Annotated in this window: 25 protein-coding genes and 4 tRNA genes; 23 read left to right on the plus strand and 6 right to left on the minus strand. The window is 64.6% G+C overall.

Annotated elements, in window-relative coordinates; all coding sequences use genetic code 11:
* Positions 1–8: 8 nt before the first annotated feature.
* The 5 genes from CH281_RS01970 (at position 9) to CH281_RS01985 (ending at position 2,798) form a co-directional block, all read left to right on the plus strand.
* The gene (locus tag CH281_RS01970) at positions 9–467 is read left to right on the plus strand and encodes a DUF3592 domain-containing protein (protein WP_179274079.1); all 459 of its coding nucleotides are present in this window, start codon (positions 9–11) and stop codon (positions 465–467) included.
* Entirely contained in the window at positions 460–636 is a 177-nt protein-coding gene (locus tag CH281_RS26720) for a hypothetical protein (protein ID WP_179274080.1), read from the plus strand. The genes CH281_RS01970 and CH281_RS26720 overlap by 8 nt, the downstream gene beginning before the upstream one ends.
* Positions 637–885, plus strand: coding sequence for a glutaredoxin domain-containing protein (locus tag CH281_RS01975; protein WP_094692701.1), 249 nt, complete (start codon positions 637–639; stop codon positions 883–885).
* Positions 886–948: 63 nt separating this feature from the next.
* Entirely contained in the window at positions 949–2,088 is a 1,140-nt protein-coding gene (locus tag CH281_RS01980) for a glycosyltransferase family 4 protein (RefSeq protein ID WP_179274081.1), read from the plus strand.
* Positions 2,089–2,102: 14 nt separating this feature from the next.
* On the plus strand, positions 2,103–2,798 hold the full coding sequence (locus CH281_RS01985) for a demethylmenaquinone methyltransferase (RefSeq protein WP_027498286.1): 696 nt from the start codon (positions 2,103–2,105) through the stop codon (positions 2,796–2,798).
* Positions 2,799–2,810: 12 nt separating this feature from the next.
* Here the strand turns inward: CH281_RS01985 and CH281_RS01990 are convergent, their stop codons facing one another.
* Positions 2,811–4,058, minus strand: coding sequence for a geranylgeranyl reductase family protein (locus tag CH281_RS01990; RefSeq protein ID WP_094692705.1), 1,248 nt, complete (start codon positions 4,056–4,058; stop codon positions 2,811–2,813).
* 294 nt (positions 4,059–4,352) lie between these two features.
* Between CH281_RS01990 and CH281_RS01995 the strand changes: the two genes are divergently transcribed.
* Positions 4,353–5,372, plus strand: coding sequence for a polyprenyl synthetase family protein (locus CH281_RS01995; RefSeq protein WP_032365250.1), 1,020 nt, complete (start codon positions 4,353–4,355; stop codon positions 5,370–5,372).
* Between the two features lie 87 nt (positions 5,373–5,459).
* Complete coding sequence (gene htpX, locus CH281_RS02000; protein WP_027498283.1) at positions 5,460–6,329, plus strand: zinc metalloprotease HtpX; 870 nt, start codon at positions 5,460–5,462, stop codon at positions 6,327–6,329.
* A gap of 66 nt (positions 6,330–6,395) precedes the next feature.
* Here htpX and CH281_RS02005 read toward each other — a convergent pair whose 3' ends face one another.
* The gene (locus CH281_RS02005; protein ID WP_094692707.1) at positions 6,396–6,896 is read right to left on the minus strand and encodes a YajQ family cyclic di-GMP-binding protein; all 501 of its coding nucleotides are present in this window, start codon (positions 6,894–6,896) and stop codon (positions 6,396–6,398) included.
* A 175-nt stretch (positions 6,897–7,071) separates the two neighbouring features.
* Between CH281_RS02005 and CH281_RS02010 the strand changes: the two genes are divergently transcribed.
* The 11 genes from CH281_RS02010 to rplA all read left to right on the plus strand — a co-directional run bounded on the left by CH281_RS02010 (position 7,072) and on the right by rplA (position 11,770).
* Positions 7,072–7,154: transfer RNA gene (locus tag CH281_RS02010), tRNA-Tyr, on the plus strand.
* 183 nt (positions 7,155–7,337) lie between these two features.
* Positions 7,338–7,410: transfer RNA gene (locus CH281_RS02015), tRNA-Thr, on the plus strand.
* A gap of 63 nt (positions 7,411–7,473) precedes the next feature.
* Positions 7,474–7,546: transfer RNA gene (locus tag CH281_RS02020), tRNA-Met, on the plus strand.
* A gap of 81 nt (positions 7,547–7,627) precedes the next feature.
* Positions 7,628–7,795, plus strand: coding sequence for a 50S ribosomal protein L33 (gene rpmG, locus CH281_RS02025; protein WP_027498281.1), 168 nt, complete (start codon positions 7,628–7,630; stop codon positions 7,793–7,795).
* 91 nt (positions 7,796–7,886) lie between these two features.
* Positions 7,887–8,399: a (3R)-hydroxyacyl-ACP dehydratase subunit HadA gene (gene hadA, locus CH281_RS02030; RefSeq protein WP_048316186.1), complete on the plus strand. Its 513-nt coding sequence runs from the start codon at positions 7,887–7,889 to the stop codon at positions 8,397–8,399.
* Positions 8,386–8,811: a (3R)-hydroxyacyl-ACP dehydratase subunit HadB gene (hadB, locus tag CH281_RS02035; protein WP_032381278.1), complete on the plus strand. Its 426-nt coding sequence runs from the start codon at positions 8,386–8,388 to the stop codon at positions 8,809–8,811. Before hadA ends, hadB begins: the two co-directional genes overlap by 14 nt.
* A gap of 190 nt (positions 8,812–9,001) precedes the next feature.
* A tRNA-Trp gene (locus CH281_RS02040) sits at positions 9,002–9,074 on the plus strand.
* 30 nt (positions 9,075–9,104) lie between these two features.
* The gene (secE, locus tag CH281_RS02045) at positions 9,105–9,566 is read left to right on the plus strand and encodes a preprotein translocase subunit SecE (protein ID WP_032369898.1); all 462 of its coding nucleotides are present in this window, start codon (positions 9,105–9,107) and stop codon (positions 9,564–9,566) included.
* Positions 9,567–9,630: 64 nt separating this feature from the next.
* Positions 9,631–10,467 carry a transcription termination/antitermination protein NusG gene (gene nusG / locus CH281_RS02050; RefSeq protein WP_032381279.1) on the plus strand — a complete coding sequence of 279 codons (837 nt, stop codon included), beginning with the start codon at positions 9,631–9,633 and terminating at the stop codon, positions 10,465–10,467.
* A gap of 65 nt (positions 10,468–10,532) precedes the next feature.
* Positions 10,533–10,967: a 50S ribosomal protein L11 gene (gene rplK / locus CH281_RS02055; RefSeq protein ID WP_008713829.1), complete on the plus strand. Its 435-nt coding sequence runs from the start codon at positions 10,533–10,535 to the stop codon at positions 10,965–10,967.
* A gap of 83 nt (positions 10,968–11,050) precedes the next feature.
* Positions 11,051–11,770 carry a 50S ribosomal protein L1 gene (gene rplA, locus CH281_RS02060; protein WP_027498276.1) on the plus strand — a complete coding sequence of 240 codons (720 nt, stop codon included), beginning with the start codon at positions 11,051–11,053 and terminating at the stop codon, positions 11,768–11,770.
* Positions 11,771–11,841: 71 nt separating this feature from the next.
* Here the strand turns inward: rplA and CH281_RS02065 are convergent, their stop codons facing one another.
* A complete protein-coding gene (locus CH281_RS02065; RefSeq protein WP_032365255.1) occupies positions 11,842–12,753 on the minus strand; it encodes an alpha/beta fold hydrolase in 912 nt (303 codons plus the stop codon).
* Between the two features lie 10 nt (positions 12,754–12,763).
* Positions 12,764–14,710, minus strand: a complete 1,947-nt coding sequence (locus tag CH281_RS02070; protein ID WP_094692709.1) for a CocE/NonD family hydrolase — start codon at positions 14,708–14,710, stop codon at positions 12,764–12,766.
* A 236-nt stretch (positions 14,711–14,946) separates the two neighbouring features.
* On the opposite strand from CH281_RS02070, the gene CH281_RS02075 reads away from it, so the two are divergent.
* From CH281_RS02075 to CH281_RS02095, 5 genes are read left to right on the plus strand one after another with little or no spacing between them, the layout of a single operon-like run.
* Entirely contained in the window at positions 14,947–16,182 is a 1,236-nt protein-coding gene (locus CH281_RS02075; RefSeq protein ID WP_032381281.1) for an SDR family oxidoreductase, read from the plus strand.
* A 1-nt stretch (position 16,183) separates the two neighbouring features.
* Complete coding sequence (locus tag CH281_RS02080; protein ID WP_032369733.1) at positions 16,184–16,381, plus strand: hypothetical protein; 198 nt, start codon at positions 16,184–16,186, stop codon at positions 16,379–16,381.
* Positions 16,381–17,121, plus strand: coding sequence for a phosphatidylserine decarboxylase (locus CH281_RS02085; RefSeq protein WP_094692711.1), 741 nt, complete (start codon positions 16,381–16,383; stop codon positions 17,119–17,121). Before CH281_RS02080 ends, CH281_RS02085 begins: the two co-directional genes overlap by 1 nt.
* The gene (locus CH281_RS02090; protein ID WP_032381283.1) at positions 17,118–18,284 is read left to right on the plus strand and encodes a hypothetical protein; all 1,167 of its coding nucleotides are present in this window, start codon (positions 17,118–17,120) and stop codon (positions 18,282–18,284) included. The genes CH281_RS02085 and CH281_RS02090 overlap by 4 nt, the downstream gene beginning before the upstream one ends.
* On the plus strand, positions 18,281–20,575 hold the full coding sequence (locus CH281_RS02095) for an MMPL family transporter (protein ID WP_094692713.1): 2,295 nt from the start codon (positions 18,281–18,283) through the stop codon (positions 20,573–20,575). The genes CH281_RS02090 and CH281_RS02095 overlap by 4 nt, the downstream gene beginning before the upstream one ends.
* On the opposite strand, the gene CH281_RS02100 is transcribed toward CH281_RS02095, so the two are convergent.
* Both CH281_RS02100 and CH281_RS02105 read right to left on the minus strand, forming a co-directional pair.
* Positions 20,557–21,327, minus strand: a complete 771-nt coding sequence (locus tag CH281_RS02100) for an anti-sigma factor domain-containing protein (RefSeq protein WP_032369729.1) — start codon at positions 21,325–21,327, stop codon at positions 20,557–20,559. The genes CH281_RS02095 and CH281_RS02100 overlap by 19 nt on opposite strands.
* Complete coding sequence (locus tag CH281_RS02105; RefSeq protein ID WP_094692715.1) at positions 21,324–21,788, minus strand: RNA polymerase sigma factor; 465 nt, start codon at positions 21,786–21,788, stop codon at positions 21,324–21,326. Before CH281_RS02105 ends, CH281_RS02100 begins: the two co-directional genes overlap by 4 nt.
* Between the last annotated feature and the right edge of the window lie 28 nt (positions 21,789–21,816).

Raw genomic sequence — 21,816 nt, forward strand, 5'->3', positions numbered from 1 at the left:
TGAATGCTGTGAGCGACACCGAGAGGGGCAGCCGAACTCTGCACAGAATCCGGCTGGTCGTGCTCGTGGTCGCGGTCGCCATCTCGGTTCTGTCGGTCCTCTTGGTGGTCGGTGCCTGGCGAAACGACGTCACCATCGACTCCGACAAGGGCGTCGCGACGGCCGAGGTGCTCTCGGCGGGCAAATTGCGTTCGGCGGTCAGTTTCATCACCCCCGACGGCGTGACCCACAACCCCAGACTCGGCGTGCTGTACCCCACCAACCTCGTCGTGGGTCAGCGCATCGAGGTCGAGTACTACAAGGCGGACTCCGACGACAACGACAGCGACAGCGACCTGCTGGTGCGTGTCGCCGGCCGTGACGCCGCGGTAGCGATCGTTCCTGCCGGATCGGTCATCGTCGTCACGTGGCTCATCGCCGGGCCGGCGTTGTTCTGGTTACGTCGCAAGGAGCTACTGGATGCGTAATGCCAGGCAGTGGGTCATCGCTGCTGTCGCCGCAGGGGCCGGGTTCGCGTTGGTGAACTTCGGCAACATCGCGTCCTCGATCGTGATCATGGTGCTCGTGGTGGTGTTTCTGCTCGTCCTGACGACTCCGGTGCTGTATCCCCGTTCTCTGTCCGACGACGCGTCTTGAGTGTTCGCGACCGAAAAATCGGTGCCGCTGATCTACTGGCGTCCCGGTTGCATCTTCTGCCTTCGGCTGCGGGTTGCGCTGGTCCTCCGCGGAAAGAAGGCCGTCTGGACGAACATCCGCGCAGATGCTGCTGCCGCAGCGCGGGTTCGGTCGGTGAACGACGGGAACGAGACGGTTCCGACGGTGTTCGTGGGTACCGGACACCGCACCAACCCGAGTCCGTCGTGGGTCGCCCAGCAATTCGTGTGACGTTGGCCCACACGTAACGTCGTCCATGCCTGGGCGACTGCGTGGCCACCCACACTGAGGACCGTGCGAGTAGCCATCGTTGCGGAATCGTTCTTGCCCAACATGAACGGCGTCACCCACTCGGTGATCCGTGTCCTCGAACATCTCGAGAAGACCGGGCACGACGCCATCGTCGTCGCTCCCGACAACCCGTCGGGACCGCGAGCGGCGACCTGGCACAACGGCGTCCCGGTCCACCGAGTGCCGTCCGTGATGGTGCCGAAGGTCAGCTCCCTGCCCGTCGGTGTTCCTGGCCTCGGGATGGTCTCGGCGCTACGGACCTTCGTGCCCGACGTCGTGCATCTGGCGTCCCCGTTCCTGCTCGGAGCGGGCGGCCTGGCCGCCGCGAACCGCCTCGACGTGCCTGCCGTCGCCGTTTACCAGACCGATGTCGCAGGATTCGCCGCGAGTTACGGCCTCGGCTTGACCTCGAAGGCCGCGTGGCGTTGGACCAGGAGACTGCACCGCGGAGCGGCCCGCACTCTGGCACCGTCCACCTCGGCCGTCGACGCTCTCGAGCAGCACGGCATCCCGCGCGTACACCGGTGGGCCAGGGGAGTGGACGCGGTTCGGTTCGCGCCCTCGGCCGCGTCGGCCACCCTTCGCGGCCGATGGGGAGCCGGCGAAAAGCTGATCGTCGGGTTCGTCGGCAGGCTCGCGCCGGAGAAGCACGTCGAGCGGCTCGCCGTGCTGGCCACGGATCCGTCGATCCAGCTGGTGATCGTCGGCGGCGGTCCCGATACGGCGGCCCTGCGCGAACTGATGCCGAATGCGATCTTCACCGGGCAACTCGGCGGCGACGAACTCGCGCAGGCCTACGCCAGCTTCGACATCTTCGTCCACCCCGGCGAACACGAAACCTTCTGTCAAGCAGTCCAAGAAGCCCTCGCCAGCGGAGTCCCCGTCATCGGTCCCGACGCCGGCGGACCCCGCGATCTGGTCTCGCACTGCCGCAACGGCTACCTACTGCCGGTCGACAAGTTCACCGAGTTGCTGCCCAGTGCAGTCGGCGCCCTCGCCGAACCCACCACCCGCGCCCGCTTCGGCAACGCCGCCCGCCGATCGGTTCTGCACCGCACCTGGCCTGCCATCTGCGACGAGCTGATCTCCCACTACTACGACGTGCAAGGCATCACAGCGCCACGGGCGACCGAAGCAGCCTGAGTAAGCTGGAGTTCGTGGCCACGACATCGCGCGCAACCCTGGAAAAAGAGCCCCACGAGGTGGCGTCGATGTTCGACGGCGTCGCCCGCCGCTACGACATCACCAACACCGTTCTGTCGTTCGGCCAGGACCGCAGCTGGCGCAAGCTGACCCGCCGAGCCCTCGATCTGAAGCCCGGCGAGCGGGTCCTGGATCTCGCCGCCGGCACCGGCGTCTCCACCGTCGAACTCGGACGTAGCGGAGCCTGGTGCGTCGCCACCGACTTCTCCAAGGGTATGCTCCGAGCCGGACTCTCCCGCGGAGTGCCGATGGTTGCCGGTGACGCGATGGCGCTTCCGTACGCCGACGCCAGTTTCGACGCCGCCACCATCTCGTTCGGCCTTCGCAATGTCTCCGACTTCGATGCCGGTCTGCGCGAAATCGCCCGAGTCACCAAACCCGGTGGGCGTCTTGTGGTCTCGGAATTCTCCACCCCGGTCTTCGGCCCGTTCCGCACGGCATACATGGAGTACCTGATGAAGGCGCTCCCCAAAGTCGCTCGCGCAGTGAGCAGCAACCCCGACGCCTACGTCTATCTCGCCGAGTCCATTCGCGCGTGGCCCACCCAGGAGCAGTTGGCTCAGCGCATCGCCGACGCCGGCTGGACCGACGTGCAGTGGCGCAACCTCACCGGCGGAATCGTGGCTCTGCACAAGGCGATTCGGCCCTGAGTCTGCACGCGGCTACGAAAACGGCGGCCGCGAATCGATTTTCAGTGACGTGGTTCCCGCGGTTCGCCACGTACGAGCGACGAGGTCGCTGTCGGCCTCGGTGACCAGGTTGCCCATGCACCGGACCGCGACTTTCATCAGTGCCCGCGAGCGCATGCCCACCGGGCCCGCTGCGGGCAGGAACCTCGGCACGGTCAGCAGTCCGGCGAGGCGTCGAGCAATGGAGAAGGCTTGACCGTAGTGCTCACGCAGCACAGTCGGCCAGGCGTCGGTCAGGTCGGCGTGATCGAGAAGGTCGACCACCATGCGGCCGCCCTCGAGTCCGTAGTCGATGCCCTCACCGTTGAGTGGGTTCACGCACGCTGCGGCGTCACCGATGATCGCCCAGTTCACCCCCGCGACTCCGGAGACCGCCCCGCCCATCGGCAGCAGTGCCGACGCGACCGACCGCAGCTCGCCGGTCAGTTCCCATTCCGACCGCCGTTGCTGGGTGTAGAGGTCCAGCAGGGGACGCAGGGCTCCCGGTGCGGGCCGGGTGGCGGTGGCCAGCGTGCCGACGCCGATGTTGATGTTGCCGTCGTTCAGTGGAAAGACCCATCCGTAGCCGGGCTGCAGCGTGCCTGCGCCGTCGCGCAGTTCGAGGTGCGAGCTGATCCATTGGTCGTCGCTGCGAGCAGACGTGATGTACGCGCGGGCGGCGACGCCGAACGCGGTGTCGCGGTGCCACTGGCGTCCGAGTTGCTTGCCCAGCGTGGACCGGACTCCGTCGGCGACGATCAGAGTGCGGCACGCGACCTCGTGGGTGCCTTCGCCGGTCTGCAGCGTCACCGATCGGACCGCATTTCCGTCGCGGGTGACGGACACCGCTTTGGCACCCTCGGCCATCACAGCCCCGGCCTCGACGGCGACGCGGCGAATACGGTCGTCCAATTCGGTTCGCGGGACGGCGCTGCCCACCGCCGGGAAAGATCTGCTCGGCCATTCGAGCTCGAGTTCCTGGCCGAACCCACTCAGGCGCAACCCGCGATTGCGCGCGGTACCGCGAACCCATTCACCCAGGCCCAACCGATCGAGTTCGGCGACCGCGCGCGGAGTCAGCCCGTCGCCGCACGTCTTGTCCCGGGGAAAGACGGCCGCGTCGGCGAGTACGACGTCGCGGCCGGAACGCGCTGCCCACGCTGCCGCGGACGATCCTGCGGGGCCCGCGCCCACGACCAACACATCGGTCGAGGAGGGCAGGGCCGGGTTGGATGAGGTCACAGATCCCAGTATCCCGATTGCCGCGGTGCTGCGCCGTCAGGGCCTTCGGTCGACCGTTGTCGAGGCCCTGCTCATCGGGGGTGTTCACCGTCGCAGCGGTGACGTCGTTCACTCATCGGCCCTGCAGGCCGCGTCGGGAAGCGACTCGGGCTCGGTTCGGTGAGGGAATAGTCACCTGTGGTGGGCGGCACCGTCGTGCGAGTGTGCACACTAGGTTCACTACGGTAGTACCCGAGCAGCAGTTTCCGTCATCCATCGCCGCTCGACGCCGACGACAGGACAGGGATCAACATCGTGAGTACAGACGACGCGACCGCAGTAACGGTCGTTGCCGGAGTCGACCTGGGTGACCCGGAGCTCGCTCGATCCGTCGCCGACGGTCTCGCGCGCGTCGAAGAGCTGATGATCAGCGAACTGTCCGACGGCGAAGAGTTCCTCACCGAGGCTGCTCTGCATCTGGCGAAGGCCGGCGGTAAGCGATTCCGACCCCTGTTCACCGTGCTGACCGGCCAGCTGGGGCCGTCGCCGACAGATCCGGCGATCGTCACCGCCGCCACCGTGGTCGAGCTGGTGCACTTGGCGACGCTCTATCACGACGACGTCATGGACGAGGCGTCGATGCGCCGCGGAGCCGAGAGTGCGAACTCACGCTGGGGCAACAGTGTGGCCATTCTCGCGGGTGACTACCTCTTCGCACATGCGTCGCGTCTGGTGTCCACCCTCGGACCCGACGCCGTCCGCATCATCGCCGAGACCTTCGCCGAGTTGGTCACCGGGCAGATGCGCGAAACGATCGGGGCCAAGAGCACCGACGATCCCATCGCGCACTACCTGAAGGTCGTGTGGGAGAAGACCGGGTCGCTCATCGCCTCCTGTGGGCGCTTCGGCGGCACGTTCAGTGGCGGCGATGCCGAGCACGTGGGACGCCTCGAGCGCCTCGGTGACGCTGTCGGCACCGCGTTCCAGATCTCCGACGACATCATCGACATCTCCTCGGCCACCGAGCAGTCGGGTAAGACTCCCGGCACCGACCTGCGGGAAGGAGTGCACACCCTCCCGGTGCTGTTCGCGCTCCGCGAGGAAGGTGCCGACGGCGACCGCCTCCGCGAGATCCTGGCCGGCCCGGTCACCGAGGATGCCCTGGTCACCGAGGCCCTGGAGCTGTTGCAGCGGTCACCCGGCATGGTCGCGGCCAAGAAGACCCTCGGCGAGTACGCCGACCGCGCCCACGCCGAGCTCGCACTGCTGCCACAGGGACCGGCCAACGACGCCCTGGGCCGACTGGTGAACTACACCGTCGAACGCGTGGGGTAGTCGCCCACTCGGTGGTCGGGAACTGCACGTCGGGGTGCCGTCGTTGAATCGGGTAGGAACACCCGGTACGAGGAGGCACCCGTCACGATGAACAGTTACGCCAACGGTGCGAAGACATTCGGCCTGCTGGTCGGGATGTCTGCGCTGATCGTCTTCATCGGGTCGTTGTTCGGTAACTCGATGATTCTGATCGGGTCGATCGTGCTGGCCGTCGGCGTCAACGGCTACGCGTACTTCAACAGCGCGAAGATGGCTCTGAAGTCGATGCACGCGGTGCCGGTGAGTGAGCTCGAACAGCCGGCGATGTACCGGATCGTGCGGGAACTGGCGACAACGGCGCATCAGCCGATGCCCGCGCTGTACGTGAGCCCGACCAACAATCCCAACGCGTTCGCCACCGGGCGGAACCCGCGCAACGCAGCCGTGTGCTGCACCGAGGGCATTCTTCGGATCCTCGACGAGCGGGAACTTCGAGCGGTGCTCGGACACGAACTCTCGCACGTCTACAACCGCGACATCCTGATCTCGTCGGTGGCCGGTGCCATGGCGTCGGTCATCTCGGGTCTGGCGAACCTGGCCTTCTTCGCCAACGTCTTCGGCGGACGCGGCAACGGGGGACCGAACCCGCTCGCGCTGCTGTTGGTGTCGATGCTGGGACCCATTGCGGCCAGCCTGGTTCGCCTCGCGGTCTCTCGTTCTCGGGAGTATCAGGCCGACCAGTCCGGTGCCGAGCTGACCGGCGACCCGTTGGCGCTGGCGTCGGCACTGCGAAAGCTCGAGCAGGGGGTGCAGCTGGCACCGCTGCCGCCCGAGCCGCGGCTGGCCGCGGAGTCGCATCTGATGATCGCCAATCCGTTCCGCATCGGCGACAAGGCGGGCGCGCTCTTCGCCACCCACCCGCCGATGGCCGACCGAATCGAACGGCTCGAGCGGATGGCCGGCCATCGGCCCTACTGACCGGAGCCTGCGGCATGTGAGTGGAACTTCGTAGTCTGCTACGAGGTTCCACTCACATGCGGCGCTCTACCGGTAGTTGACGAACTGCAGGGCGATGCCGAAGTCCTCGTTCTTGAGCAACTGTTGGATTGCCTGCAGGTCGTCGCGCTTCTTGCTGCTCACGCGCAGCTCGTCGCCCTGGATCTGCGCTTTGACGCCCTTGGGGCCGTCGTCGCGGATCTTCTTGGAGATCTTCTTGGCGTTCTCGGTGCTGATGCCTTGCACGAGTTTGCCGGTGACCTTGTAGACCTTGCCGGACGCGGCCGGGTCTTTGGTCTCGAAAGCCTTGAGCGATACGTCGCGTCGGATCAGTTTCTCCTTGAAGACGTCCAGAGCTGCCTTGACCTTCTCCTCGGATTCGGACGTGATGACGATGGTCTCGGACTCGCCACTGCCGGACCACTCGATGCTGGTGTCCGATCCTCGGAAGTCGAAGCGGGTCGCCAGCTCCTTCGCGGCCTGTCCGAGAGCGTTGTCCACTTCCTGCCGGTCGACTTTGCTCACTACGTCGAAGGACGAATCAGCCACTTCTCACACTCTCCAGTCGAATCGAAAATTTGTTTCTGCGGTGGTGTCGGTCCACATCCCGCTGGGACTTTATCGGCCCGCTACCGACCGTATCCACCCGGTTTGCGTTCCGGGGGGACGTTCGTTGTATTCTTCTCACCGCGCCGAAGACCAGCACGGACTTCGATCGCAGCACGGCAGATTGCCCGAGCGGCCAATGGGAGCGGACTGTAAATCCGTCGGCTTATGCCTACGTAGGTTCGAATCCTACATCTGCCACACCTGGAACCCCGGCGAGAGATTTTCTCGCTGGGGTTTCCATGTGAAGAGGACATATCAGGGCCGCTGACCTCGCAATTTGGCAGTCGGTGCTCGGAATGTGTAACCTCTTGAAGGCTTCAGCGCACGGCTTGTTCGTGTTCTGAGGTGGAGCCTGCGGAACGAGAGTTCCCGTAGTCACCCGCCCCCTTAGCTCAGTCGGTAGAGCGTTTCCATGGTAAGGAAAAGGTCAACGGTTCGATTCCGTTAGGGGGCTCGCTGGATTGGATGGCTCGACGTCGCGCTCCCGTTCGTGGGATGGTGGACGATGAGCACCTGAGGCGGTGTAGCTCAGTTGGTAGAGCAAACGACTCATAATCGTTGCGTCGCCGGTTCAAGTCCGGTCACCGCTACACAGTAGGCAAGCACGGCAAGTAGCACGCATGAACAGTCCTGATTGACCCAGATCAGATTTACCCGAAAGTAGGCGTCCAGTGGCCTCCTCCACCGATGTGCGGCCCAAGATCACCTTGGCCTGCGAGGTTTGCAAGCACCGCAACTACATCACCAAGAAGAACCGTCGGAACGATCCCGACCGCATCGAGCTGAAGAAGTTCTGCTCCAACTGCGGCACGCACCGGGCGCACCGCGAGTCTCGCTAGGTCCAACTGCCCTTCTGTAAGGGTAGAAAAGGTCGTTTCCACCGTGTCACAAGCACCACACGATGCTGCGGCATCATCTGAAATTCCGGCCATGGATGTATCCGCTCACGCGGCGTCCATGGTCGGTTTTCATTACCGCGTCGACGACTTCTACGAGGTCGGCCGCGAAAAGGTCCGTGAGTACGCGCGTGCGGTCCAGGACTTCCATCCCGCGCATCACGACGAGGACGCAGCGAAGGGCCTCGGTTACGACGGTCTCCTCGCGCCCCTGACCTTCATTTCGCTGGTCGGCATCATCGCGCAGACGCGGATGTTCAAAGAGGTCATCACCGGGTACGACCCGAGCCAGATTCTGCAGACCGATCAGCGGCTGCAATTTCACCGCCCGATTCAGGTCGGCGATCGACTGGTGTGCGATGTGCACCTCGAGTCGTTCCGTCAGATGAGTGGCAGCGACATCATGACCACCAAGAACATCGTCACCGACCAGAACGGCGAGGTCGTGCAGACGACGTGGACGACCATCGTCGCGCGTACCGGCGGCGAGGTCGACGAGAACATCGCGCACGCGGTCAAGGAAGTGATCATGCATGGCGCTTCGTAGCTTCGACGACGTCTCCGTCGGATACGAGTTGCCGGAGCGAATCGTCATGCTCACGCGCGGCGATCTGGTGAACTACGCGGGTGTCTCGGGAGACCCGAACCCTATTCACTGGAGCGACGAGGTCGTCCGCCTGGCCGGCCTGGACAACGTGATCGCGCACGGCATGCTGACGATGGGCCTCGGTGCCGGGTTCGTCACGTCGTGGCTGGGTGATCCCGGTGCGGTCACCGAATACAACGTTCGCTTCACCAGCTCGGTCTACGTGTCCGAGGACTCCGCGGCTGCGGTCGAGTTCTCCGGCAAGATCAAGTCGGTGGATGCGGACGAGAGAACTGCCGTCATCGCTATCGTGGCGAAGTTCGAGGGCAAGAAGATTTTCGGGCGAGCGACCGCTACGGTTCGCTTGGCCTGATGATGGGTCGATCCGGACGGCCACCGAGCTGCCGGAACGACGGGATTTATCTGTTCCGAAGGGTGTGCAGTACACTGAGATTTCTGGGGTAATCCAGCGCTGTGCGCTGCCCGCGTCCTCCTCGGAGGTTGTGTGGGTTCGCGTGAATGCGTCGGGTGGACACCAGAACGGCCGAGAAGTTTTCGGCCGAAGGGGCGTAGCTCAATTGGTAGAGCAACGGTCTCCAAAACCGTAGGTTGCAGGTTCAAGTCCTGTCGCCCCTGCCCAAGGTGTCAGCAACTGAGAGGAACGACGTGAGCGAGGAGCGCGGTAAGCGCGACGGTCGATCGGAGGAGTTCGAGAACTCCTCGGCTCCAGACGACGTCGCACCTGGCTCCGAGGGCCGTCTCTCCGATGCTGACACAACCGCAGATGATGCCGCTGCAGGCGCAGTGGCTCCCACCGGCAAGCGTGCGTCCGGCAGGTCCCGTGGCAGCGCCGCCGGCGTGTCGATGACGAAGGCCGCGCCCGCGAAGGCCGCTTCGGGCAAGGCTCGATCCGGCAAGGCCAAGCTCGACAAGCGACCGAATGTGTTTCTGCGTCTGCTGCAGTTCTTCCGCGAGGTCGTCGCCGAGCTTCGGAAGGTCATCTGGCCGAACAAGAAGCAGATGGTCACCTACACCACCGTCGTGCTCGTCTTCCTGGCGTTCATGGTCGCGTTCATCAGTGGCCTCGATCTGCTGTTCATCAAGGGCGTCGGCTGGCTGTTCGGTTGACCGAACGCAGTTGCCGTGACTTTCGACGATCGAACCGAGCAGGAACTAGAGAAAGGGTGCTGACGTGAGCACGCCGCACAACGACGCCACCGAAGTGGCCGCATTCGACGCCGATGTCGAGGCGACCAAGCAGGGCCTCGAAGCGGAGCAGGCCGCTCAGGACCGCGAGACGGACGAAGCAATCAAGGCCGATGTCGCCGCTGCCGCCGGGGACGACGTTCCCGCCGAAGGCGACGAGACATCCGAGGTCTCCGCTGACGTCGACGTCACTGCAGAGCCCGAAGACCCCGTTGCCGAGATGAAGGCGGCTCTGCGCCGCGCCCCCGGTGACTGGTACGTCATTCACAGCTACGCCGGATACGAGAACAAGGTCAAGGCCAACCTCGAGACCCGTGTGCAGAACCTCGACGTCGGTGACTACATCTTCCAGGTGGAGGTTCCCACCGAAGAGGTCACCGAGATCAAGAACGGCCAGCGCAAGCAGGTCAACCGCAAGGTTCTGCCCGGCTACATCCTGGTCCGCATGGAACTGAACGACGAATCCTGGGGTGCGGTTCGCAACACTCCCGGCGTCACCGGTTTCGTCGGCGCGACGTCACGTCCGTCGCCGCTGACCATCAACGAGGTCGTCAAGTTCCTCATGCCTCAGGAAGGTGCCAAGAAGGACGCGAAAGCGGCCGCAGGCACTGCCGAGCAGGGCAGCGAGACCACGTCGAAGCCCACCATCGAGGTCGACTTCGAGGTCGGCGAGTCGGTCACCGTCATGGACGGCCCGTTCGCGACCCTCCCGGCCAGCATCAGCGAGGTCAACGCAGAGCAGCAGAAGCTCAAGGTGCTGGTATCGATCTTCGGCCGTGAAACCCCGGTCGAGCTCGGCTTCACCCAGGTCTCCAAGATCTAGAAGCCGACCGCACAGACTTGCAGTAGCAACCGCAAGAAACCCGAGCGAATACAAGGAAACAAGACATGCCCCCGAAGAAGAAGAAGCTAGCCGGGATCATCAAGCTTCAGATCCAGGCCGGCGCCGCTAACCCGGCACCGCCCGTCGGCCCCGCACTGGGCCAGCACGGCGTCAACATCATGGAGTTCTGCAAGGCGTACAACGCCGCGACCGAGTCGCAGCGCGGCAACGTCGTGCCCGTCGAGATCTCGGTCTACGAGGACCGTACGTTCGACTTCAAGCTGAAGACTCCTCCCGCTGCCAAGCTGCTGCTCAAGGCTGCAGGCGTGGCGAAGGGCTCCGGCGAGCCGCACAAGACCAAGGTCGCCAAGGTGACCATGGATCAGGTGCGCGAGATCGCCAAGACCAAGCAGGAAGACCTCAACGCCAACGACATCGACCAGGCCGCGAAGATCATCGCCGGTACTGCTCGCTCGATGGGCATCACGGTCGAAGGCTGATCTTCAGCCTCTCCAAGCATCACACGTGGGAGAGCCGGCCAGGCTCGTCAACCACTCTGAACTCGAACGAAGGACAGTAAGACATGGCAAAGCGCAGTAAGGCCTACCTCGAGCAGGCCGCCAAGATCGACCAGGACAACCTCTACTCGCCTCTGGAAGCCGCCAAGCTGGCCAAGGAGACCGCGTCGAGCAAGTTCGACCCCACCGTCGAGGTCGCAGTGCGACTCGGCGTCGACCCCCGCAAGGCAGACCAGATGGTGCGCGGCACCGTCAACCTTCCCCACGGCACCGGCAAGACCGCTCGGGTTATTGTTTTCGCCGCTGGTGAGAAGGCTGCTGAAGCCGAGGCAGCAGGAGCCGACGTCGTCGGTGCAGAAGATCTGATCGAGCGCATCCAGGGCGGATTCCTGGACTTCGACGCCGCTATCGCGACCCCCGATCAGATGGCCAAGGTCGGCCGCATCGCCCGTGTCCTCGGACCGCGTGGCCTGATGCCGAACCCGAAGACGGGCACGGTCACCAACGATGTGACCAAGGCCGTCAACGACATCAAGGGCGGAAAGATCAACTTCCGCGTCGACAAGCAGGCCAACCTGCACTTCGTCATCGGCAAGGCCTCGTTCGACGAGACCAAGCTGGTCGAGAACTACGGTGCCGCACTGGACGAGATCCTGCGTGCGAAGCCGTCGTCGGCGAAGGGTCGCTACGTCAAGAAGGTCACCGTTTCGACCACCACCGGACCCGGCGTCCAGGTCGATCCCAACCGCACTCGCAACCTCCTCGAGGACGACGCGAACGCGTAATTTCTTCAGCTCCGAACGAAGGCCGGTCTCCTTGTGGGAGGCCGGCCTTCGTCGTTCTGTCCTGCCGAGATCTAGGCTGCGTTCGCGCGAGCGAAGTTGGCCAGCACGAGGCCGCTGATCCGGTCGAGCAACGCGGCCGGCAGGTCGTGTGCCATGCCCTCGATGAGGGTCAGCTCCGCGCCGGGAACCGCCCGGGCGATGGCCTTGCCACAGGCCGGCCGCACCAGTCGGTCCGCGGTCCCGTGGATGACGGTCGTCGGTGCGTCGATCTTCTGTGCGTAGGGCTTGAGGCTGCCGGTACCGGTGATGGCCGCCATCTGCCGAATGACTCCGGACGGGTTGTAGTTGCGTTCGTACATCACCTGGGCGATCTCGAGCTGTTCCTCGAGCGGGGTCCGGAACCCGGGGGAGCCGATCGTGGACAGCGTCTTCGCTGAATGCGCGATGATCTCGTCCTTCGTGGCGTCCTTGCCGACGCCACCGATCAATGGCAGTAGTGCCCGGGGATCCGGCGGTGGCAGGAATGCCTCGTTGGTGCTCGAGAACAGAATGGACACGGACTTGGTTCGCTGCGGGTAGCTACCGGCGAACACCTGCGTGATCATGCCGCCCATCGACGCGCCGACGACGTGCGCGGAGTCGATGTCGAGGTGGTCGAGTACGCCGACCGCATCGGCGGCCATGTCGACGATCGTGTACGGGACGTCCGACGACATCCCCAGTTCGTGCCGGAGGAGCCGAAGAATCTGCCAGCCGTGCACCTTCCTGCCCGTCATCTTCGTCGACAGCCCGATGTCGCGGTTGTCGATGCGGATCACCCGATAGCCGGCGTCGACGAGACGCGTGCAGAAGTCCATGGGCCACAGCGTCAGCTGCGCGGACAGACCCATGATCAGCAGTACGGCGGGGTCGTCGACCGAACCCATGTCCTCGTACGCGATGTCGATGGAGTTCGACGGCGCGATGCCTTGTTCGATTCTCATGTTCTCGTTCCTACCAGTCGGGGGTGCCCAGCACCGGAACCACCAGGTAACTGGGATCGTGTGGGTCGATCGCGATGTCCTGCGGTTTCAGTCGAGTGCGCACTAGGTCCGGCAGGATGGGGATGAACCGTGTTGCGTCAGTGGCGAATACGGCCACCCGGAGGCGATGACCCGTCGCGATCACAGCTTCGGTGCCGAGAATGTCGATGTCGAGTGTGATGGGCTGCCCGACGGGTACCGGCAGCACAGCGGCCTTGGTGAGCGGGTGGTACGGCCGGGTGTAGTCGCCGTTCGGTGCGAACAGTGATCGCTCGTCGTCCACGGCTCGGCGAGACGCGAGCAACGCCCCGTTGCTCAGCACGGTCGACTTACCGTCGGGGGCGACGTCGCAGATCATGATCGCCCACAATGCTTCTCGGGCACGGCAGATCACGCGCAGATGCAGGTTCATCGGCCCCGACAGCACGGCGTCCGCGCGGGCGGGTTCGGTGGTGAACGTGGCGGCGGCACCTTCGGCGAATCGGTTGTCGTAGGTGAAGCCGCCGCCCAGTAGAGCCGTGACACCGGCGAGAACCTGTGTGGTGTCCCGGGATACGACGGCACGCAGGGACGGACGTACGGTCAGCACGCCGGACGACGTGGACGGCTCGTAGGCGAGGCTGCCGTCGCCGGCGGCGTGGGCGGCGGTGTTCGACTTTTCGGTCGACAGATACAGCCTGCGCGACTGTGCCTGGGGAGCCGGAAAGCGGCCGTGCGCAGTCCAATTGCCGCCCTGTTGTCGGAGGGTGACCGGCCCGTAGTTCTCGATTCCGTTGTCGATGTCGCACAGCCACCTGTCGAACCAGGCTCGCTCGAGTACGTCCAGTCGCGGTGGGAATCCCGGTTCACCGAAACCGATTCCGGGATTGACGTGGTAGCCGTCGCCGACGAGTAGTTGTTTGGAGCCGCGTTCGAGAGCGAGTCGGTTGTAGATGTCCGGGGCCGAGCTGCCGAAGATGTCGTGCCAGCAGCCGTAGAGGAAGGTCGGTGCGGTGATGTCCTCGATGACGGCGTCGATGGTGTCGTAGTACGGGTCGTCGTAGATTCGTGGATCATTCCCCGTGACAAAGCCTTTGGCCAGATCGAACAGGTCGGTCGCAGGTGATCGGACGCGATCGCGAAGCCAGGCGACGGTATCGATTCCTCTCACCGCAGGTGCCCATTTGAGTCCGTTGACAGCAGCGAGCCACAGGGGAATGAACGCCGAGGTCGCGCCTCCGGTTGCGAAGATCTCGCGAACGATGTCCACCGAACCTTCGACGGCGAATATCGCGTCGAGCCCGTCGGGTCTCTTGGCTGCCGCCTGCAGTGCGTTGATCGCTGAGTACGAGATGCCCGCCATGCCGATTCTGCCGTTGCACCAGTATTGCCGGCGCGCCCACTCGATCACTTCGATCGAGTCCAGTTGTTCTCGGGTGCCCAGTACGTCCCAGGTTCCGGTGGAGCTTCCGGTTCCTCGAACGTCGACGATCATCTGGACGTACCCGCTACGAACGAGGTGGCGGTTGACCGACAACAGATCCGCGGCTCCGCCCGCGACCACACGAGTGATTTCGGTGATGCCGTCGAACGCGGTACCGGTCAGGTCGAACGCCGACGAGAACTTCCTGATGGCTCGGCCGAGTATCGGTGTTTCGAGGATCGTATCGATACCTTTGATCAGCAGCTTGTTGTAAGGCGTCAGGTTCAGGACCGTCGGGAACGTCCCCGGTACCGGCGCCCCGGACGCATCGGCGGGGCGGAAGACGTATGCGCGCAGGGCCGCTCCGTCGCTCATCGGAATGCGCACGTCGGCCGAGACGGACACTCGTGGGTACTGCGGAGCCTGCGCCGTGATCGCTGCCCAGGCCTGCGCGGCCTCGCCGCCGCTGGGGTCGCGCTGGGGTCTCAGGAGGGGGTGGGGCTCGACGGCGGTCATGAAGAACGATTAGACCTTCGAACGACCCTCTTTGTCCTGTGGAACGCGAATCGGTCGTGGTGTGCTCCAACGAGACGGCTTCAGTTCTGTGTTTTGTTGGGAACATTCTCAACGCCGGTTGAGCGTTGCTGTGGGGCATACCAGACTTTCGAAACCAGCGAGTATGGAGAGCGCTGCGTTGTTAACGTCTGCCCGTCCGAGTGATGTGGGACACCGACCGTTGCAGGGGAGTACGAATGCACGTAGAAGCACTGTTCGGAGACGGATCGCAACGGCCTATCTGGCCGCACGCGGACGCACTGATCACCAGCGAATGCCCGGGGCTTCGCTTTGCCGGCAAGTACGCCGATGTCGTTGCCCTCAGCAACGGCGATCCCACCGCGCTGCGGCCGTTCATCGACGAGGAGACTCGTCGCCGCGTCGCGAGCATGGCACCACCGCGTACCGACACTGCGCTCGTGTTCGGAGCGAACGGGTTTCTCGGCGCGCATCTGATCGGCCGTCTCACCCGGGACTCCGCCGTCGACGTCGTGTACGCCGTGGTTCGTCCCACCGAGGAGGAGTCGGCTCGAGGGCGACTCCAGCGCACGTTCGATCAGTACGAGATCACGGTCGATGCGGACAAGATTCGGATCGTCGAAGGCACGCCGACCTCGTTCCGCTTCGGTCTGGACAAGGCCGCGTATTTCGAGCTCGCCGCCGGTGTGGGCCAGATCTTCAACTGCGCCAGCTCGACCGACTACACCGAGAGTTACGCCGAGCTGCGGGACGACTGGTTCGTCAGCGTGCTGCGCATCCTCGAATTCAGCATCACCTCGGCCCGAAAGCATCTGACCTACGTCGGCAGCATCGGCGCGCATCTCTATCAGAAGCCCGAGGACTTCCGTCGTCCCGACTCGTGGTGGTACTCCGGGTACGCCCAGATGAAGTGGGTCAACGCCACCTTGCTCGGGTGGTTGTCGATGTCGGACACGTACTCCGTCACGCTGGCCGAGGCCCCCTACATCCTCGGCAGTACCGACTTGGGCCTCGATCCGGGCCGCGTCTACAGCTTCTGGCGCATCGTGGAGTTGGCGATCGCCGCCGGCGCGATCTGGGACGGGCCGGGAATGAACTACGTCCCGGTGGACGTGATGTGCGACGTCATGGCCGGCAACGCACTGCGGAGCCACCCGCTCACCCGATTGTTGCCCAGTAACCCGACCGGTTACGGACACGATCTGTATGCCGAGCTCCTCGGCCTCGACCTGGTGAGCTGGGACGAGTTCGTCGAACGCGTCAGCGTCCGTATCTCTCCTCGGTTCGCCGAGACCATGCTTGCCGACAACATCGACAAGCTGATGCGGCTGGTGCACAAGCCCGAGGCCATCCTGCCCGTCGACCACGACACCTCCTGGTGCGATCACCGCAGGCTCTTCGAGCTGTACTTCGAAAAGGCCCAGCTCAAGACGCTCACCCCTGTCGTCAACTGACGTGGCAGACGGATTCGAGCCGACCTCGGTGCGGTTGCGGGAACTCTCCCTCGGCCACGAGGTCACCAATGCCGTGCTCTCCGTTGGCTTCTACGTCGTGTGTGCAGCTATCGGGCTGCTGCCCGGTGCGCTACGTCACCGGGCAGCGGACGCGTTCGTGACCTGGTCGGAGAGCATCGACGAACAGCGACATCTCTGATGTCGCTCGGACGAGCACTCGTCGGTGTGGGTGTCGCCGTGGCGGCGCCGTTCGGGCTGTTCCTGTACTGGCGCACCCGGTTCTTCTTCCGAGACCCGCATCGCGTTCCGCCGGCCGATCCGCAGTCGGTGGTGGCACCCGCCGACGGGTTCGTCACGTACGTCAAACGCGTCGACGCGGGTTCGACGGCATTCGCCGTCAAGAAGGGCAGAACCATTCCGCTGGACGAGATCGCGGGTGTGGCAGCGACCGAGAGCGGATACCTCATCGGGATCTACATGTCCGAATACTCGGTGCACCGCAACAGGATTCCGATCTCGGGCACCATCGGCATGCGGCGTCATCGCTCCGCGGCACCGTTCAACAAGTCGATGGCGCGAGTGGGAGCGAACCTGTTGACGCGGCGCACCCCGTACGACGAGGGGTGCGACTACATACTGAGCAACGAGCGGCTCACCATCTCCATCGAACATTCATCGGGGTCGGTGGTGACGGTGACACAGATAGCGGATCTGTGGGTCGACCGGATCGTCGCGCACGTCGCCGTCGGCGACACCGTCGAACGCGGCGAGCAGTACGGGATGATCCGCTTCGGGTCTCAATGCGACGTGTTCGTCCCCGACGCTCTCGCCGAAACCATCACCGTCCGACCGGGCCAGTACGTGTTCGCGGGGGAGAGCGTCGTCGCCCGCTCACCGATCCCGGTGGCAGACAACACTTCACGTGAGAAGGAACGATGATCACTGTCGACCGGGTCGAGTCCACCCAGGACTGGAACGAATTCAAGGCTGTCACCGATCTCGTCTACCAGGGTGATCCGTACCGATTGCCCGACGAACCCATGGATCTCGATCGGATCCTGATTTCGCCGCCGGTCGCCATCGCGTCGACCCGCGATATCGCGGCCTTCCTCGCACGCGAGAACGGGGTCGTCGTCGGACGAGTCGTGGCCATCCACGACACGAGCTTCACCCAGTACACCGGTGAATCCATCGGCTTCTTCGGGTTCTACGAGGCCGTCGACGATCACGAGGTCGCCACCGGCCTGCTCGATGCCGCAGCGGCGTGGCTTGCCGCGCGCGGGCTCGGCGCGATGTCCGGGCCTTTCGGTCCGTCGATGTTCTACAGCGCGGGCATCGTCGTCGACGACGAGCCTGCCCTTCCGTTGGTGGGCATGCCGCACAATCCTCTGTACTACGCAGCCCATTTCGAGAAGTGGGGGCTCGTGGGGATCAAGGACTTCTACAGCTACCTGTTCGACGATCCGTGCGTTATCTACAACCGCCCCGAATATGCGCGGCACATGCAGATCTTCGAAAAGATCAAGTCGCGTTCGGAAGTGACGTTCCGCTCCATGAAGTACCGAACGGTTCGCCGCGACGCGCGCATCGTGCGCGATCTCTACAACAAGACGTTCGTGAACTTCTGGGGCTTCTCACCACTGTCGTTCGTCGAACTCTTCGAGTTGCTGAGGATGATGCTCCCGGTCCTCGATCGACGGCTCACCCTGCTGGCCGAATTGGACGGCAAGCCCGTCGGATTTCTGATGGGCATCCCGGACGTCAATCAGGCCGCGGCCAAGGCCGCGCACCTGAAGTCGCGGTGGCTGCGAGACCTGGTGACGCTGTGGCACGTCAAGAAGCCGAGCCGAACGGACGTCATCGACGGGGTGCGGGTGGACATGCTGTTCGTCGATCCGGACTGCCCCGATCGCGCGGTGTCGTCGTTGCTGATCATGGAGTTGTCGGTGCGGATGCGCGATCTCGGCTACACCCGGGTGGAGGCAGCGCCGGTGCTCGACGACAGCCCCTGGATGAAGGGATCGGTGCTGACCCGCATGGAGCAGACTCCGCACCGGACGTACCGCATCTACAACCGCGATCTCGAGCTGCCTCGGCCATGATCGATCGGACGGTGGTGCTCGACCGCGCGCAGACCAGGCTCGGCATCGGTGACCGCTGGGGGCAAACGGTCGGCCGTCACAGGTGGCTCGTGCTGGCCGTCTGGCTGCTGATCGCGGTGGGTTCTGCTGCGCTCTATCCGGCACTGCAGAACTCGTTGGTGGGAGCCAACTTCTCCGTCCCCGGTACCGAATCGAGTCGTGCCGACGCGCTCGTCGAACAGCACTTCTCCTCGTTCGGGTCCGAGCAGCTCGTCGTCACGTTCACGTCGGATCGGGTCCGCGTCGCAGATCCCGCTTTCCGCGAACGCGTCGGCGAGACCGTCTCTGCGCTGCGGCAATCCCCGGATGTGCTGCGGGTCGTCGATCCCTACGAAACGGCCGGATTCGTGCCCCAGATCTCCGAGGACGGAACGTCGGCACTGGCTTTCGTCGGTGTCGGCGGCGACCCTCGCGACCGGATCGCGACCGCAGAACGCATTCAGAAGCTCATCGACGGGGCATCCGACGGTGGTATCGACGTGGCGGCCACCGGATACTCGCCGATGACCGTCGATCTGACCAAAGTCGAGTCCGAGGACGCCGTCCGGGCCGAAAGTATCGGCCTACCACTGGCATTCGTGCTGTTGATCCTGGCTCTCGGATCCGTGGTCGCCGGCATCGTGCCGCTCGTCACCACGGGCATCGGAGTGTTGGCGGCGTTCGGAGTGTTCTCGCTGCTCTCGCACGTCATGACCTTCGATGTCCTCGTGACGACGGTGGCGTCGATGTTCGGTCTCGGTCTGGGCATCGATTACGCGCTCTTCATCGTCAGCCGATTTCGAGAGGAAATGGACCGCACCACGCTGCCGGGGGACGCCACGGGTCAGGGGCGTACGAATGCGGCCGTCGGGGCCGCGATGGGAACGGCGGGCCACACGATCGTCATCTCCGGTCTGGTCGTACTCATTTCGCTCGGTGCTCTGGCGATCGTCGATGTTCCTGCCGTGCAGAGTATTTCGTTCGTCGTAGCGCTGACGGTGGCGTGCGTCGTCGTGGTGGCCTGGACGCTGCTACCGGCAATTCTCGCGGTCCTCGGCCCGCGAATCTCGACACTGTCGCTACCGCAGAGGTTTCAGCCTCCGGCGGTCGGTGAGCACGATGCCGCGATACCCACGTGGTGGTCACGGTGGGCGCGACACGTCATCGAACGCCCGTGGCGCTACACGGCCGTCACCGCAGCCGTGCTGCTGGCCGCCCTGGTGCCGATCGGGACCATCCAGTACGGGGTGGACCTCGGAGCCGACGCCCTTGCCGCGGAGCCGAGCGGCCGGGCCAATACGGTCCTCACCGAGAAGTTCGCTCCTGGAACGATTTCGCCGATCACCGTCGTGTTCACCGGCAGCGGTGACCGTCCCCTCGAACCGGCGCAGGCGGCCACCGTCGCGGCCTTCGCCGACGACATCCGAGCCGACGGTCGCGTCGATTACGCCCTGGCGCAACAGGACTCCGGTCGCACGCTGCTGATCGTGGTGCCCGCGGTGCCGATCGACTCGACCGAGGCCTCCGACCTGGTCGCGTCGATCCGGTCGCAGGCAGTTGTTGCCGCAGACCGCGACGGCACCACCGTATCGGTCGGCGGAACCACCGCCCTCGTCGTCGATGCCTCCCAGGAGATTTCGAGCAAATTCCTGTGGGTCGTGTTCGCAGTACTGGCATTCTCGCTGGTGTACCTGGGCATCGTCTTTCGGAGCGTGGTGATTCCGATCAAGGCGGTCGCCATGAATGTGCTCGTCACCGGCGCGGCGTTGGGTGCGACGGTGGCGGTGTTCCAGTGGGGATGGGGATCGTCGCTACTCGGATTCGACAGTCCGGGCTACATCCAGGTGTATCTGCCCGTCACCGTGTTCGCCGTGGTCTTCGGTCTGTCGATGGATTACGAGGTGTTTCTCATCGGCCGGATGCGCGAGGTGTTCGTCTCGCATCGCAACCGACACAGCGTGACCAACACCAGTGCCAACGACACCAGTGCCAACGACACCAGCGCCAACGACACCGCGATCGTCGACGGCCTCGAGCACACCGCCAGGCCGATCACTGCTGCGGCCGCGATCATGATCGCCGTGTTCGCCAGCTTCCTCACTGCCGATGTTCTCGAACTCCAACAGTTCGGGTTCGCGCTCGCTGTCGCCGTTTTGTTCGACGCGGTTCTGGTGCGCATGATGATGGTGCCGGCGATGATGAAGCTGTTCGGCGAGCGAAATTGGTGGCCCGGATTGCGTTCCGAGACAAGCGTTCAGGCAGACGGCACCTGAGCCGACGCGAGTACGACTCCGTCCGAACCCCTGATCTCGATCTCGGCGACGTCGCCGCGCAGGACGGCGGCATTCATCCGGCACTCGATGGTGACGGTGCTGCCGAGGAACGTGCCGGACGGCCGGTCGACGCCCGATCGGTCGACGAGAACGACGTCGTACGGACCGCCCTCGGAGATGCCGTCCATTTCGAGGACGGTTTCCGTTCCCCACGTGTGGGCGACGAGACCGCCTTCGACGTCGACAGTCGGTCCGCTGGTGGTGAACGATATTTCCTCGTAGGCCCCGAGAGTTCCTGGTGGTCCGGTGACCACGACCTGGGGTTCACCGGGCTCGGAGCGGTATGCGTCGATGCCCAGTACTGCTGCACTGCCGACGACGACACCGACGAGCGCTGCGGCAGCGGCCAACCCGGCCGACCCGTTTCTGACACCGAACCGCGGCCTGGCGACCGGCTGCAATCCGGAGCTGTCCGAACGCTCAGGGGCAACCGTGTTCTCGGTGTTGTCGGCGTTCTGTGTGGCGGCCAGGATTCGCTCGCGGAGTCCGGGCGGCGGAGTCGAGTCGAGCCACGGCAGGTTCGGGCCCCGGCGTTCGAGCTGCTCCGTCGTCGCGCGCAGTGCAGCGATCTCGGTGTCGACCGTGGGGTCCGACGCGGCCAGCGCGCGAAGTTCGCCGGCTTCGGCATCGTCGAGATCGTCGCCGACTGCTGCAGCGATCAGCTCTGCTCGCCGATCGGGTGAGGCTGTCATCGGTCCTCCTTTCTGTCGAGGTTTCTGCGTAGTGCCTTCAGGGCGTAGAAGGCGCGGGTGCGGAGCGTGCGTACCGGCACTCCGGTCGATTCCGACAGTTCGGCGTAGCTGCTTCCGGATACGTGCACAGCCACGACGACCTCGCGGTGGTCGGGCGAGAGCTGTGCCAGTGCCGCGATGATGCGGAGCCGCTCGTCGGTGTCGGCGGTGGTGTCGCGCGTGACGGCGCTCGGTCCGCGTTCGTGCTCGTCGGGCCGGTCCGATGTCGTCGCAGGCACTCTCGCCTGGGACCGAACGAGATCGACGATGACGTTTCGCTCGATCGCGAAGAGCCACGTGCGGAGTGAACCTCGGCTCGGGTCGAAGCGCGCTCTGGCCCGCCAGGCCCGCAGGAACGTCTCCTGCACACAATCCTCGGCGAGGGCTCGATCGCGGAGGGCATTGACGGCGTAACCGAGCATCTCCGACGCGTGCTGGTCGTATGCGGCC

Origin of the sequence: Rhodococcus sp. 06-221-2, assembly GCF_002258365.1 — a bacterium.
Lineage (GTDB): Bacteria > Actinomycetota > Actinomycetes > Mycobacteriales > Mycobacteriaceae > Rhodococcoides > Rhodococcoides fascians.